13 protein-coding genes are annotated in these 15800 nt (G+C 33.4%); 3 read left to right on the forward strand and 10 right to left on the reverse strand.

The window, feature by feature from the left end; translation table 11 throughout:
• Nucleotides 1-75 precede the first annotated feature (75 nt).
• Together QE431_RS00390 and QE431_RS00395 are read left to right on the forward strand one after the other, a co-directional pair.
• The gene (locus QE431_RS00390; protein WP_057115670.1) at nucleotides 76-615 is read left to right on the forward strand and encodes a 3-hydroxyanthranilate 3,4-dioxygenase; all 540 of its coding nucleotides are present in this window, start codon (nucleotides 76-78) and stop codon (nucleotides 613-615) included.
• 81 nt (nucleotides 616-696) lie between these two features.
• The gene (locus QE431_RS00395) at nucleotides 697-1008 is read left to right on the forward strand and encodes a hypothetical protein (protein ID WP_307291539.1); all 312 of its coding nucleotides are present in this window, start codon (nucleotides 697-699) and stop codon (nucleotides 1006-1008) included.
• A 342-nt stretch (nucleotides 1009-1350) separates the two neighbouring features.
• On the opposite strand, the gene QE431_RS00400 is transcribed toward QE431_RS00395, so the two are convergent.
• On the reverse strand, nucleotides 1351-2310 hold the full coding sequence (locus QE431_RS00400) for an MBL fold metallo-hydrolase (RefSeq protein WP_307291540.1): 960 nt from the start codon (nucleotides 2308-2310) through the stop codon (nucleotides 1351-1353).
• 183 nt (nucleotides 2311-2493) lie between these two features.
• Between QE431_RS00400 and QE431_RS00405 the strand changes: the two genes are divergently transcribed.
• Nucleotides 2494-4047 (forward strand): aldehyde dehydrogenase family protein, encoded by a 1554-nt coding sequence (locus QE431_RS00405; RefSeq protein WP_307291541.1) that lies wholly within the window; start codon nucleotides 2494-2496, stop codon nucleotides 4045-4047.
• Between the two features lie 56 nt (nucleotides 4048-4103).
• Here the strand turns inward: QE431_RS00405 and QE431_RS00410 are convergent, their stop codons facing one another.
• The 9 genes from QE431_RS00410 to nuoH all read right to left on the reverse strand — a co-directional run bounded on the left by QE431_RS00410 (nucleotide 4104) and on the right by nuoH (nucleotide 15798).
• Complete coding sequence (locus tag QE431_RS00410) at nucleotides 4104-6959, reverse strand: T9SS type A sorting domain-containing protein (protein ID WP_307291542.1); 2856 nt, start codon at nucleotides 6957-6959, stop codon at nucleotides 4104-4106.
• A 483-nt stretch (nucleotides 6960-7442) separates the two neighbouring features.
• Complete coding sequence (locus QE431_RS00415; RefSeq protein ID WP_307291544.1) at nucleotides 7443-8213, reverse strand: Bax inhibitor-1/YccA family protein; 771 nt, start codon at nucleotides 8211-8213, stop codon at nucleotides 7443-7445.
• Between the two features lie 168 nt (nucleotides 8214-8381).
• Nucleotides 8382-9773, reverse strand: a complete 1392-nt coding sequence (locus QE431_RS00420) for an NADH-quinone oxidoreductase subunit N (RefSeq protein WP_281867144.1) — start codon at nucleotides 9771-9773, stop codon at nucleotides 8382-8384.
• A 66-nt stretch (nucleotides 9774-9839) separates the two neighbouring features.
• Complete coding sequence (locus tag QE431_RS00425; protein WP_307291546.1) at nucleotides 9840-11279, reverse strand: NuoM family protein; 1440 nt, start codon at nucleotides 11277-11279, stop codon at nucleotides 9840-9842.
• A 10-nt stretch (nucleotides 11280-11289) separates the two neighbouring features.
• Nucleotides 11290-13173: an NADH-quinone oxidoreductase subunit L gene (gene nuoL, locus QE431_RS00430; RefSeq protein ID WP_307291548.1), complete on the reverse strand. Its 1884-nt coding sequence runs from the start codon at nucleotides 13171-13173 to the stop codon at nucleotides 11290-11292.
• Nucleotides 13174-13179: 6 nt separating this feature from the next.
• Nucleotides 13180-13500, reverse strand: a complete 321-nt coding sequence (gene nuoK / locus QE431_RS00435; RefSeq protein WP_008466103.1) for an NADH-quinone oxidoreductase subunit NuoK — start codon at nucleotides 13498-13500, stop codon at nucleotides 13180-13182.
• Nucleotides 13500-14042 carry an NADH-quinone oxidoreductase subunit J gene (locus QE431_RS00440; RefSeq protein ID WP_307291550.1) on the reverse strand — a complete coding sequence of 181 codons (543 nt, stop codon included), beginning with the start codon at nucleotides 14040-14042 and terminating at the stop codon, nucleotides 13500-13502. The genes nuoK and QE431_RS00440 overlap by 1 nt, the downstream gene beginning before the upstream one ends.
• A 2-nt stretch (nucleotides 14043-14044) precedes the next feature.
• Nucleotides 14045-14590, reverse strand: a complete 546-nt coding sequence (locus tag QE431_RS00445) for an NADH-quinone oxidoreductase subunit I (protein ID WP_057115699.1) — start codon at nucleotides 14588-14590, stop codon at nucleotides 14045-14047.
• 152 nt (nucleotides 14591-14742) lie between these two features.
• Complete coding sequence (gene nuoH / locus QE431_RS00450) at nucleotides 14743-15798, reverse strand: NADH-quinone oxidoreductase subunit NuoH (protein ID WP_134138984.1); 1056 nt, start codon at nucleotides 15796-15798, stop codon at nucleotides 14743-14745.
• Nucleotides 15799-15800 lie beyond the last annotated feature (2 nt).

Here is a 15800-nt window from a genome sequence, read left to right on the forward strand (position 1 = left end):
AGACTGTGACTGAATACTAACTAACGACTGAAAACTTTTCACTAACTTAGCTTTTCATAATTTAGTATTTAAAAAATGGCTATAGCAAAACCTTTTAACCTGACACAATGGATTGACGAAAACCGTCATTTATTAAAACCGCCTGTTGGAAATAAAAATTTATATGTTGATTCTGGAGATTATATTGTAATGATTGTTGCGGGGCCAAATGCTCGAAAAGATTATCATTATAATGAAACAGAAGAACTTTTTTATCAGTTAGAAGGCAATATAAAAGTCGTTATTCAAGAAGATGGTGAACGCAAAGAAATGGAATTAAATGCCGGTGATATGTATTTGCATCCTGCTAAAGTGCCGCATTCTCCAGTGCGCTCAGAAGGCTCTATAGGATTAGTTATTGAACGTAAACGTGCTGGAAAAGGGTATACAGATGGGTTGCTGTGGCATTGCGATAAATGCAACCACAAACTTTACGAAGTATATTTTGAATTGCACAATATCGAGAAGGATTTCCTTCCTCATTTTGAGCATTTCTACAATTCAGAAGAATTAAGAACATGCGATAAATGTGGAACAGTAATGGAAACTGATCCTAGGTTTACGGCGAAGAAATAATAATGAAAAACCACAGAAATCATATATTTATGTGGTTTTTTTGTATGTTTGTATTAAAAATGAGATAAAAAAGGATCAATTATGATACAAGAAGTAATCGCATATAAGAATATAATAGACAATATTGAAGATTTAATGGATAAATCTCCGTATAAGAAAAATTATATTATTGAAAAAGTTGGTATTCCTAGCCCCACATTTTACAGAAAATTAAAAAGCCGGACTTTTACTGCTGATGAAGTATTATCTATTGCTAAAATACTTTCTCCAGAAGAGAATTTCAGATTACAATTAAAGGCTGAAATCGAAAATGCTAAACGCGAATATGATGAAGGGAATTTTATGACTCATGAGCAAATGCTAATTGAGTTAAAAAGAAAAAATATAATTTAATAATTTAAAGTGATTAAGGGTTTTTGACGATTATCATGGAATTCTATTAAATGAATAAAATCCCGATTTAAAATGTAATAAAGAGAAATGTTTCTTGTAATTACTATTTCATTACATTCTAAATCTTGTCTAAATTTACCTAAATAGGGATTTATTTTAATCAAATTAATAAGGTGTAGAACCTCATTCACAAATCTTTGTGCAATTTTATCATTCTGAAATTGCGATAGATAATTTCTTGTTGCATAAAACGTGCAAGTAGCTCTTGAAGACCAAACAATTTCCATTTAATAAAAATTTATTTGGCTAAATTATAAAAAATAACTTACAAATTTATCGCTTTTACAACTCAAATCTTTTTCCTTGTTCGGGATAGATTATCTTCAATCCCAAATCATTTGGATTCTTTAACTGCTGTTTAATCTTGGTAATATTTTTAGCAGGCGGTTTTAAATGTGTAATAATGATCTTTAAATTTTTTAAGGAATCTTTTCCAGCTAATTCTTCCAAAATGTGAAGTTCTTTCATTAAATAATTGGGAGTCAAATGACCAAATAAAAATCTATCAGGCTGTTCGTTCGGAAAAGAAACTTCAATAAAAATTCCCTTTAATTGTTTGGCTTTTAGCAAAGGCGCAACTGCTGTCCATAAATCACGGAGATTATTGCTTTTTTCAACTTCATCTGGTCCGGTATCTCCTAAATAAAGCACATAATTATTTTCATTTTTAACTAAAAAAGCAGTGCTTTCAAAAGGATTAACATGACTTAAAGAAAATGCTTTAACCGTCATTTTTGTATTGGTTAGAGCAGTTTCTTCATTCAAATTTAAAGTTTGAAAATGGTATTTTTTTAAAGGAAATCCAGGACCTGCATCTCCAAAATTGGCCCAAGTTTGATCATTGAAATAATGATTTTCCATCATTTCCATACATTTATTAGTTGCGTAAACTGTTTTAGAAGAATCAGCAGGAGAGTTAATAATTAATCCCGAAACGTGATCTAAATGCGCGTGCGAAATTAGATAACCTTTAATGTATTTTCGTAAGACTTCATTAGTTGAAACTTTGAATGATTTCTTTTCAATCGCTTTTTCAATTCCTGCGTTTATAGTTCCTGCATCTAAACAAATAAAATCTTTTGTGTTGGATGGTGCTACTAAATAAGCCGAAAGATTTTTTTCATCGATACCACCTTTCACGCCTAAAGGCACAATTTGAAAAGAAGATTTTTGTTCTTTCTGAGAAAATATATTGGTTGAAATTAAAAGAAAGCAAACTAAAAGCCGACTGAAAACATTCATGTTTTTTTATTTTATTTAATGCAAATTTCATTAAATAAATTCAATTAATGCTGTTTCATTTCTGTTAATACTATTAAATAACCTTAAATTTACTTCTCTTTATAAATTAACTACAACTAGAAATTAATTCTAAAACGATATCTTTACATAAAAAATATAACAATTTTAACTAAAAAAGTTACAATGACAACAATAGCATCACAATTTGGCATGAATGAAGCTTTGGAAAAGCTGGGAATAAAACTAGTGAACGAAGGGACTTCAACAGGAACAGAAAATTTTGCATCGGGCGAAGTTTTGGATAGTTTTTCTCCAGTAGATGGAAAATTAATTGCTTCGGTTAAAACTTCAACTCTTGAAGATTATGAAAAAGTAATGCGTTCCGCTACAGAAGCTTTTAAAACTTTTCGGTTGATTCCTGCGCCGCAGCGTGGTGAAATTGTGCGTAAATTTGGGGAAAAATTGAGACAAAATAAAGAAGCACTTGGAAAATTGGTTTCGTATGAAATGGGAAAATCATTGCAGGAAGGTTTTGGTGAGGTTCAGGAAATGATCGATATATGCGATTTTGCAGTTGGTTTGTCCCGTCAGTTGCACGGATTAACGATGCATTCTGAAAGACCAGGACATCGTATGTACGAGCAATATCATCCTTTAGGTATTGTTGGAATTATTTCTGCATTTAACTTTCCCGTTGCAGTTTGGTCTTGGAATACTGCTTTAGCTTGGATTTCTGGTGATGTATGTGTTTGGAAACCTTCTGAAAAAACTCCACTTTGTGGAATTGCCTGCCAAAATATTATTGCTCAAGTTATTAAAGAAAATAATCTTCCAGAAGGAATTTCATGTTTACTAACGGGAGATTACACTATAGGGGAGTTATTGACAAAAGACACTCGTATTCCATTAATTTCTGCTACTGGTTCTACAAGAATGGGTAAAATTGTTGCACAAGCTGTGGCAGGAAGATTAGGTAAATCATTGTTAGAATTAGGCGGAAATAATGCTATTATAGTTACTCCAGATGCAGATATAAAAATGACCGTTATTGGAGCTGTTTTTGGAGCTGTGGGAACTGCTGGACAGCGTTGTACTTCAACTCGAAGATTGATTATTCACGAAAGTATTTATGATAAAGTAAAAGACGCATTAGTAGCTGCTTATAAACAATTACGAATCGGAAATCCGCTTGACGAAAACAATCATGTTGGACCTTTAATTGATATGCACGCTGTGGAATTATACGCAGCAGCTTTAAATAGAGTAGTGGCCGAAGGTGGAAAAATTATAGTTGAAGGCGGAGTGCTTTCTGGAGAAGGTTACGAAAGTGGCTGCTATGTAAAACCTGCGATTGCAGAAGCAGAAAATTCATTTGAAATTGTACAGCACGAAACTTTTGCTCCTGTTTTATATTTAATTAAATATTCTGGAGAAGTAGAGAATGCCATTGAAATTCAAAATGGAGTTGCTCAAGGATTATCATCAGCGATTATGACCAATAATTTGCGTGAAGCCGAAAGATTTTTGTCTGTTACAGGTTCTGACTGTGGGATTGCAAATGTGAATATCGGAACTTCAGGAGCAGAGATTGGCGGTGCTTTTGGCGGTGAAAAAGAAACTGGAGGCGGGCGCGAATCGGGTTCTGATGCTTGGAAAATCTACATGAGACGCCAGACGAATACAATTAATTACACCACAAATCTTCCTTTGGCACAGGGGATTAAATTTGACTTGTAATATTTTAATTAAAAAATAAAAAAGGCTTCCAGATTTGGAAGCCTTTTTGTTTAGTTTTATTTTTTTAATAGTGTTTGATTAAATGAACCGTCGGTTGTGTAAATTTTGGCTAGATAAGTTCCAGGAATTAAACTGCTTGTATCAATACTTTCAGTTTGTTTTCCAGAGGTAATAACTAAATTTCCAGAAATATTATAAATAATAACTTTCTCGACTTTTTGATTTGGATCTGACAAATATAAAGTACTTGAAACTGGATTTGGATATAATATTATTTTCGAATTAGTGCTTTCAGCTACTAAAGCATCGCTTGCTGGTGCAACTTTTAATGTACTGCCTCCATAAACTGTACTGATGTAAAACAAATTTGCAACAGAACCTTTTGTTATAGTATGTGAACCTGCAGCGATTGATGCTGTTACAATACCTGCAGATGCAGTATAAGAAACATTATCTACTTTAATTGTTCCCGTAAAATTGGAGTCAAAAACCAAAGTTAATGTCGACGTACTTGTAGTTGTATAGGTAATAGTAGTACTAGATTCTATTTTTAAACGTTCTGTTAATGTTAAACCGTTGTAGGTTACAGATCCAGGCGTAGAATTCATATTTCCTGTAATTGTATAAAATGAACTCGTTTTTCCAGATGTAGTAAAGTTATGAATTTCACTTCCAGAAGAACCTGTCGAAACAGTAATCGTTCCAGATGCTGTTACTGGAGATCCTGCTGTTCCAGAAGTAGTTACAGAATACGATACATTTGCTGTTGGTGTTCCTGTAATAGTTATTGTTTTTGCGGTTGTGTTTTTTACAAAGATTAATCCAGAAGCTGGTATTCCAGTAACGGCAGCGTCTGTGGCATTTCCACCCCAAGTAAATACGATTGCGCTAATTGCGATTCCAGAAGCGACAGTTTGACTATTGTTTCCAGAAGAAGTTAAAGTTTGGTTTCCTGCCGCAGTCACGGTTATAGTTCCAGATCCAGTTGCTGGCGAGCCGCTAGTTCCAGAAGTTGCAATTGAGTAAGAAACAGTTGCAGTTGGTGTACCAGTAATAGTTATTGTTCTTGCAGTTGTATTTTTTACAAAAGTTAATCCAGAAGCTGGTAGTCCTGTTACAGTCGCATCTGTTGCATCACCGCCCCAAGTAAATACGATCGAACTTATAGCTGTTCCACTTGCAACAGTTTGATTATTATTTGCAGATGAAGTTAATGTTAAAGTCTGAGTTCCTGCAGGCGGATTACCTTCTCCTTGTACCGAAACTAAAGTCCCTGTATAATTTGTCAGTGCCGTTTTTAATGCAGTAATTACTAATGATGAAGTATCGTCAGTTGCATTATTAAATACCCACTGTAAATCACCTCCTGAAACACGTCCGGCATATTGCGTTGTTTTCGTTTTTGCTGTTGATGGCTGATCGATTACAAGGTTTTTCACGTATAAAGCAGCATCAGTATCAAAATTATTATAGGTATTCGCTCCCGATTTAGATTTCACAGAACTGCTTACAACTTCACCTCTTGTTGTAGCTACGTAAGCATCAAAATCTGTTGTAGAGCTGATTTTTCCTGCTATATTGTATAAAGGATTTGGATCATTGTAAGCTACGAAACGCATATTGTTTGTTCCATTTGAAGCATCAAAAGTATTGTTGAAAGCTTTGATGCTTCCTCCAGCTTCGCCAGAAAATGTTCCCATTGTACCAGCATTGTTCACTTGATTGGCCTCGTCCCAAATATCAGTTCCTTGAAGAGAAGTCAACATTGGATGTTTACTATTTCTAAAATAATTTCCTTCTACAAATAAGGAAGATCCCAATGTAGATCCTGAGCCATATTTTGCAACCCCATCAAAATAATTGTTATAAATGTGAGCAGAATAATAACGTACTCTTGGATGACGAGAATCAGAATGATCGAACCAGTTGTGATGATATGTTATGTACAAACCAGATGTTGTTCCTTCACTTAATCCTAAAAGACTGGCTTTTCCATTATCCCAAAAGTGATTGTAAGACAATGTAATATAAGTTGAAGTTTTATTGTCTAATGCGCCATCTCCTTTTATTTGATCGGCATCACTTCCTGCATTTCCATAAAATAAATCACAATTGTGAACCCAGACATGATCATTATCTTGCTGCATTCCAACATTATCTCCAGCTGTACTGTTGCAATTCATGAAACCAAGATTATTCACTTCAATGTTGGATGCCGATTTTAAACGAACTCCCCATCCATTAGCTACAGCATCATTACCAATTCCTTCAAAAGTTACATAACTTGAAGCATTGTTAGCATTTTCAATTACAACATCGCCACCTTCCATAACAGTCATATCAGTAATATTTCCGATCAAACGAATGATAAACGGACGAGTGTCTTTTCCTTTCTTAATCGCATAAAGAATATTTTGTAAACCAATGCAAGGATTTGTACTTGCTCCGGTAATATTCATTGAAATCGTGTTTTTGGTATTTTGTGTAATGTAAAGAATAACGGCATTATCCTTCGGAGTACCGTCTGCTTTATAACCACCGGGAACACGGCCGCCTTCAAAAGCAAATCCATTTCTATCGTGAGCAGTAACAGTTAAATTACCTGTAGTAGCTCCAGTTCCTTCTGTGCCATTCACGACAGGTTTTACTTTTACAGTATAAGTCCCGGCTTTCAAGCCTGGAATGTCAGCACGAAAATAAGATCCATAACTTCTAATAAGCTGATCGTCTATTTTTTTGTCTGTAAATCCGTTTCCAGTGTAATAAACATTGTAAGACTGCGCACCACTAACAGGCTGCCATTTAACAAATGCTGTTTCTAACCAGCCTGAAGCTTCGGTAATTGTTAGTGATTGAGCCCATAACTGAGCTGTCATGAGAAAGACAACCAATAAGAGTAGGTTTTTTTTCATAATTGTGTGGTTTAAGAATGTTAATAATAGTAAGTGGTTTTACTACCGTTACAAGTGGTTAATTGTAATCGATTACACAAAAATATATATTAATTCTTAAATCAATAATTGTTTTATCGAAAAAAAGATAATTACAAAAAATATTAGCGTTAAAAATATTAAAAATGTAATAAATTGCATTGATTGTAATTTATTACATATTTTGAATATTGGCAAAATGCTTAATTTTATTAGTATTTTGTGAATTTCATTTTCTAATATGTGATTTAATAATAAAAATGCATTTTTTTTAATTACATTTATTACATTATAAAATTTTGTAAGAATACACTTTGTTTGTCTTTTAAAATATCAGAAATAGTTTTAAAAATGAAGAAGTTAATTCCGTTTTAGAAATAGGGAAAAATAGATTTGAATTGATTGCAACAAAAAAGCCTTTCTGATTTTACTCAAAAAGGCTCTTAATAATATTAAAATAGATTATTAGTCTTTGCTTGATAGTTTAGCTAGAAGTCTTAAGAATTCAATATACAACCAAACTAATGTGATCATTAGCCCCATTGCACCATACCATTCCATAAACTTTGGCATTCTTTCTTGAACACCTTTTTCAATTAAATCAAAATCTAAGAATAGATTAAGAGCGGCTACAATAATCACAAAAACGCTGATACCAATGCTCATCATTGAATTTTCATAATGAACAGGAGTAAAGCTTGTAAACATTGATATAAGCCAAGAAATTAAATAATAAGTTGCAATGGCCAACGTAGCTGCAATCACAACAGATTTAAATTGTTCGGTAACTTTAACAATTTTGAATTTGTATAAACCTAAACAAACTAAGAAAGTTACTAGAGTTGCTCCAACTGCATTAATTACAATTCCAGGAAATTTCAATTCAAATATGGCAGAAATCCCTCCAATAAATAAACCTTCAAACAATGCATATCCTGAAGCTAAATAAGGTGAAGCCTGAGGTTTAAAAGCAGAAACAAGTACCAGAATAAAAGCAACTATTGCTCCTCCAATTGTTGGCAGCATCGGGTTCATTCCATTAAAAGCCATCCACCATGTTACCATAGCGGCACCACATAAAATTAGAAATAAGATTGCCGTTTTATTAATTGTTCCAGACAAAGTCATTTCTTGATTGTAATCAATAATTTGAGCTTGGTGTACTTCTTCAGCTTTTGAAGTTGCACTAGAAAAACGCTTACTGTTTAAAAACGGATTTTTTGAATTAAAGTTCATAATTTAATACATTTAATTGAACTCAAATATATGGAGATTTTTTGAAGTGCAATTGAATGAGAGAAATTTTTAACATGAATTTCTCTTCCTTATTTACCGTATAAAAAAAATCCACCAAAACTAAATTGATGGATTCTTTTTATATTTTAATTTAAGAAGAAATCTTATTTAATTCAAAAGATCTAAAACTAATGAAGGGAATAAACCTAATGCAATATTTAATACAATAGACACTACTGCAACGGCATAAATAAGAAATGGTTTTCCAGTTCTTTCTTGATTTGGTTCTTTAGAATACATTGCTATAATTAGTTTGAAATAATATCCAACACTTATAATAGAATTGATTACGGCAACAATTACTAGACCAATATATCCTGCTTGGATAGTTTGATTGAATAAGAACAGCTTCGCAAAGAATCCTGAGAAAATAGGAATTCCAGCCATTGATAATAATGAAGCTGTAAGAATAGCAGCCAATAACGGATTTGTTTTTCCTAAACCATGAAAATTTGTAATGTCTTCATTGTCATGATCTCTGCATACGTATAAGATAACACTGAACGCAGCGATCCCAGCCAAAGCATAAGCAGCAGTGTAATATAATAAAACACCAGCAGAAGCAGAAACAGTTAATAACGTCATTAACATAAAACCAGCATGAGAAATTCCAGAAAAAGCAAGCATACGTTTAACGTTCACTTGTCTCAGTGCCATAATGTTACCAACAGACATTGAAGCGATTGAAATGATAACCACTATAACTTCAAACGTATGTAAAAGATCTTGGTTTTCTAATGAAGAAATGAAATTCATACCAGCAATTAATTTGAATAAGGTTGCAATTGCGACCACTTTTGCCAATGTACTCATCAAAGCTGTTGTTAAAGCTGGAGAACCTTCGTAAACATCTGGAGCCCAGAAATGGAAAGGAACTGCAGCAACCTTAAACAACATTCCAACTACCATTAAAATCATTCCGATAGGAAACCAGATTGGTAATTCTGCAGACAATGCACTTTCGTGTATTTCACTGATGTCAAAACTTCCCATTGCTCCATAAATCAAACAAATTCCAAATAAAATAATACCTGAAGCAAATGATCCCATTAAGAAATATTTCATTCCCGCTTCGTTACTTTTTAAATTTAAACGTTCGCTGGCCGCTAAAACATATAAAGCGATTGATAAGATTTCAATACCTAGAAAGAACATTGCTAAGTTTCCAAAAGAAACCATTGCAACAGCTCCAGCAAGTAAGAATACTTTAATTGCCACGAAATCTGAAATTTTTGATGGATGCTTGTGATAAAAATTATGGCTTAATGCTACAAGGAAAATCGTCAAAACGATGAACAACGATGAAAAAGCTGTAGAAAACTTTGACACTGCTATCATATTGTTGTAATAACTTTGTTCAGTTCCAAATTCGTAGAAATTAAGAGCCAATACACCTAATAAACCAACAATGGTAATAGGAACGATGGCTTTTCTTAAATTAAGAATTTCAAACAATAGGCAGAAAATACCCAATCCTGTTATAGCTATTAATGTATTCATTTTTGTCTTTTTGAGTTAGGATTTCAAATTATGATTGTAATCCTAATTTATTTTTTGTTTAAAATATTAGTTCTTATTGATAACTTGTAAAATCGTTTCCAAGCTTGGTGTAATCAAATCTGTAATTGGTTTTGGATAAAATCCGAAGAACAATAAAACAGCAATTATTACTGCAAATGAAATTCCTTCGTTCAAAGAAACATCTGCAAAAGTTTTAGAATTGGTTTCGCCTAACATTACATGCTGGAACATTCTCAACATATAGTAAGCTCCCAAAATAATTGTAGTTCCGCCCAGAATTGCAAACCAAATATTGATTTGAGATAAACTGTATAAAACTGTAAATTCTCCAACAAAGTTAAAAGTACTCGGCAATGCAACAGAAGCTAATACTAAGATTAAAAACATTGAAGTAAATTTTGGAGACTGCGTGCGGATACCGCCCATTTCTCCAATTTCTCTAGTTTCAAATCTTCTGTAGATTACTTCAGCAGCAAAGAATAATCCAACTACCACAAAACCGTGAGCGATCATTTGCAAAACAGCACCTCTTAAACCATCAAGAGTTAAAGTGTAAGATCCTGCAGCAATTAGTCCAACGTGAGCAAGAGAAGAATAAGCTAATAATTTCTTCAAATCTTTTTGTCTCAATGCAACGATCGAACCGTAGATTACACCTGCAATTCCTAAACCAATAAAGATATACATGTATTCTTTAGCAACAATCGGCGCAAGAGGCAATTGCCAGCGAATTACACTGTACAATCCCATTTTTAGCATGATACCAGATAAAAGCATTGTTCCAGCAGTTGGTGCTTTTTGGTAAACATTTGCCTGCCAAGTGTGGAAAGGAATAATTGGAATTTTAATAGCATAAGCTAAGAAGAAAGCCAAGAAAATCCAGAACTGTTCGCAAGCAGATAACTCTACTTTATATAAATCTTCAATTAAGAAAGAACCAGCTTTTTGATATAAATAAATGAAGGCAGTTAACATGAATAATGAACCAGCAAGCGTGTAAATAAAGAATTTAACCACAGCTTTTCTGCGTTCCTCAGCATCGCCATTACCCCAAATTAAAGCAATAAAGTAGATTGGAATAAGTGCTAACTCCCAGAAAATATAATATAAAAGACCATCAGCAGCTAAGAAAGTTCCAGTCATTGCAAAAGCCATAAATAAGATCAATGCATAAAAACCTTTAGCATTTTTATATTCATTTCCGAAAGAAGAAAATATGATAATCGGAGTTAAAGCTGCAGTTAGTAAAACCATTGCAAGCCCAAGTCCGTCAGCATTTAAAGCAAATGAAATTTTTGGCTGTGTAATCCAGCTGTTGATTACGCTGATATTTTCACCAGCAGAAAAATTATTCAATAATACAATTGAACATCCTAAAGCGGCTAAACTAAAAAGTAAAGCAACTTTCGAAGCTAGTTTGTCACCAGAAAAATAAGTGGCAAATGCACCAATTAAAAGTATAATTAATATAGTAGAAACGTTCATAGTAATAATATTATTGAGCTAAAAATATATAGGAAACAATTGCACAAAGTCCTAAAACAAAAACAAATAGATATAATCCTATACTTCCGGTTTGTAATTTTTTTCCTTGAAAAGCAATTTCGTTTGCTATTTTGCCTAATCCAAAAACAAGAGCAGATAATACTGTTTCGATGTAATCTCTAAAGAATTTAGATAAACTATTAACAGGTGCTACAAATACAGCATCGTAAATTTCGTCTACATAATATTTGTTGTATAACACTTTACTTAAACCAGTAATATTTTCATCAGATTCTGGAACATTATCTTGTTTAAAGTATTTTACGTAAGCAATTAAAATTCCAAGTACTCCGCCTAAAACAGCGACACCCATTAGAGTATATTCTGTTGTGCCTAAATGATGTTCTTCACCAGCCACTTTTGTGAAAAGAGGAGCAAGATATTCATTCAACCAGCTGTTTCCAGGTAAACTGATTAATCCGCCAAAAGTTGCTAGAATAGCTAAGATGATAAGTGGAATTGTAATTAATGAACCACTTTCGTGTAAATGATGTTTTTGCTCTTCAGTTCCTCTAAATTCTTTGAAGAAAGTCAAGAACATTAATCTAAACATATAGAAAGCTGTCATAATTGAAGCAATAGAGCCAACAACGTATAATGGAATACTGTGGTGGAAAGCTGTCAATAAAATTTCGTCTTTAGAAAAGAATCCTGAGAAAAATGGAACTCCTGAGATTGCTAAAGAAGAAATTAACATGGTCCAGAAAGTAATTGGCATTGCTTTACGCAGTCCCCCCATTTTACGCATATCTTGCTCTCCGTGTAATCCGTGAATTACAGATCCAGAACCTAAGAATAAACAAGCTTTAAAGAAAGCGTGCGTGATTACGTGAAATACTGCTACTTCGTAAGCTCCAAATCCTAATGCTAAAAACATTAATCCTAATTGTGAAACTGTAGAGTAAGCTAGTACTTTTTTAATATCAGTTTGAACTAATCCTATTGTAGCCGCAACTAATGATGTGATAGCTCCAATAATTGCAATTACACTTTGAACGTCTGTTGCAAGGTTAAAAACAAAGTTTAATCTCGTTACCATAAAGATACCCGCAGTAACCATTGTAGCAGCGTGGATTAATGCAGAAACTGGAGTTGGTCCAGCCATCGCATCAGGTAACCAAGTGTATAACGGAATTTGAGCAGATTTACCACAAGCTCCAATAAACAAGCATAAAGCTGCTAGAGAAAGTAATGGTAAATTTAAATTAGAAGCTCCAGCAATTGCCGTTTTTAAAGTTGCATAATCTAATGTAGAGAACATCGAACCAATGATGAACATACCGATTAAAAGACCTAAATCTCCAATTCTGTTCATGATGAAAGCTTTTTTAGCAGCATCATTGTAATCTTGGTTTTTATGCCAGAATCCAATTAATAGGTAAGAACAAAGTCCAACACCTTCCCATCCGATGAAAAGAACTAATAAGTTGCTTCCAATTACAAGTGTAATCATGAAGAAAACGAACAAGTTTAAGTAAGCAAAAAACTTGTGCATGTTTTCGTCATCATGCATGTAACTAATAGAGTATAAATGAATCAAAGATCCGATTCCAGTTACGAAAAGTAACCAAAGAACAGATAATTGATCTAATAAAAATCCAAGATTGATTTTTAAGTTGCTAATTTGAATCCAATCAAATAAAGTAACCTGAATTCCTTTTCCAGTTGCTGTTATTTGATTAAAAAGTAAAAGAGAAACTACAAAAGAAATTGCTACGGCAATAGTTCCGATTGCACCAGAAACTGTTTTGCCTAAGCTTTTTCCAAAAAAGACATTTACTAGAAAACCTAGTAAAGGAGTTAAAACTAAAATTAAAGCTAAATTGGTATCCATTTCTGATTATCCTTTTAAATTTTTTAAATTATCGATACTAATTGAGCCGATATTTCTAAAAATAGAAACTAAAATGGCCAATCCTACCGCAACTTCGGCTGCAGCAACTGCCATCGAGAAGAACACAAACACTTGTCCTTGTGCGTCTTGATGATAAGTTGAAAAAGCAACAAATAAAAGGTTTACCGCATTCAACATAATTTCGATAGACATGAAAACGATAATAGCATTTCGTCTGTACAATACACCAAAAATACCAATACAGAAAAGTACAACACTTAAAAAGATGTAGTTTTCAATACCTATTTGATTTAATATATTACCCATTATTTATTATTTAATTTTTCTTTTTTAGACAATAAAACTGTTCCAATCATTGCGACTAAAAGTAAGATCGAAGCAAATTCGAACGGAACCATATACTCGTTCAATAATATTTTACCTAAAACTTTAATCGATTGGAAATCTTCTCCAGTAGAATCGTATTCACCAACAATTGGTTTAGAATTGATGAAAAGCGTAATCAAAACGATTAATATTAAACAGAAAGATACAATTGCACCTAAACGTGTAATTCTAGGACGGTGTACTTCTCGCTGTTCGTTCAGGTTCATCAACATAATGGTAAACAGGAACAGAATCATAATAGCTCCGGAGTAGACTATTATATGTACAACTGCTAAGAACTGAGAATTTAATAATAAATAATGACCAGCAATTGAAAAGAAACAGATCACTAAATAAATAGCGGAGTGAATTGGATTTCTGCTGAAAATTGTCAAGAAAGCAGTAATAACGGTAATAAACGCTAAAAAGCAAAAGATAACTTGAACAGTAGTTGCGTGTGCAAAATCAGGAATATGTATCATTTTTAGTTCGCGTTTTTAAGTTGAGCATTTTTCATAGCCATTTCTAAAGGCATCACTAATTTGTCTTTTCCGAAAATGAAATCTTCTCTTTCGTAACTTGCAGGAACTAAAACTTTAGAAGTAGTTAAGTAAATAGCGTCTTTTGGACAAGCTTCTTCACACAAACCACAAAAAATACAACGAAGCATATTTATCTCATAAATCTCAGCATATTTTTCTTCTCTATACAAATGTTTTTCATCCGGTTTACGCTCAGCAGCTTTCATTGTAATGGCTTCTGCAGGACATGACAAGGCACATAATCCGCAGGCAGTACAGTTTTCACGACCTTGCTCATCGCGTTTCAACATATGCTGACCACGATAAACTGGACTCATTGTACGCACTTGCTCAGGATAGTGAATAGTCACTTTTTTTCTGAATAAGTGTTTCAACGTGATAAACAATCCTTTTACAATCGCCACAAGATACATTCGCTCTAAAAAAGTCATCTCTTTATTAGAGACCATCTTTTTTCTACCCGATAATGATATAGTTTCTATTGACATTTTACTATTATATTTTGTGATTTTATAATTTGAGGTAATCAAATTCAAAATCTATTTTGTTTTTATTTGAAGCTTAATCCTACTGTCCGCTGTATCTTTTATTATTCACATAAAAGGATATTGCTTATAGAAGGTCTCGAGCATTACGGTTCTTAGAATCCTAAAGCAGCTGCGATATCGTGTCTTAAGATAACAGCGCCCGTAATCATAATATTAATAATCGAAAGCGGAATTAAAATTCTCCAGCCTAAGTTCATTAATTGGTCATATCTAAATCTTGGAATTGTCCAACGAACCCACATGTAGAAAAATATGAAGAAACATATTTTAGCAAACAATACCGCGATTCCTAATAAGTTACCAGCATTAACGCCAACATTTTCTACCATCCACTCCATTCCTGGGTAATTATATCCTCCAAAGAATAATACAGAGATAATAGTTGCAGAAGTAAACATACTCGCATATTCAGCAAATAAATAGAATCCCATTTTCATTGATGAATATTCTGTATGGTAACCTCCAATTAACTCTGATTCGCATTCTGCTAAGTCAAAAGGTGTTCTGTTAGTTTCTGCAAATGAACAAATTAAGAAAATCAAAAAAGACAAAGGCTGGTAGAAAACATTCCAGTTCATACCTTGCTGTTGTAGTGACATTTCTTTTAAGCTCATTGTTCCAGTCATCATCAATAATGCAATCATCGATAATCCCATCGCAATCTCGTAAGAAACCATTTGAGATGCCGCACGAACAGCCCCCATTAATGAGAATTTATTGTTAGAAGCCCATCCACCAATCATGATACCGTAAACTCCAACAGAAAGAACTCCAAATATGTATAACAAAGCAATATTAACATCTGTTGCCTGAAGGATAACTTCTCTTCCAAAAACATGAAGTCTGTCTCCCCACGGAATAACAGCACTTGTCATTAAGGCTGTACTCATTGCAATTGCAGGACCTACAACAAATAAAAATCTATTTGGGGTATTTGGAAAAAATTCTTCTTTAGAGAATAATTTCATACCATCGGCAAGCGGCTGTAATAAACCTCCCCAACCTGCGCGGTTTGGACCAACACGGTCTTGTAAGAAAGCTGCAACTTTACGCTCAGCCCAAGTAGAATACATCGCCATAATCATTGTTACGGCAAAAACCACAACAATTACAACACTCTTTTCTATAATAAACGCACCATCTACCATCG

The sequence above is a fragment of the Flavobacterium sp. SORGH_AS_0622 genome, assembly GCF_030818825.1.
Classification (GTDB): Bacteria; Bacteroidota; Bacteroidia; order Flavobacteriales; family Flavobacteriaceae; genus Flavobacterium.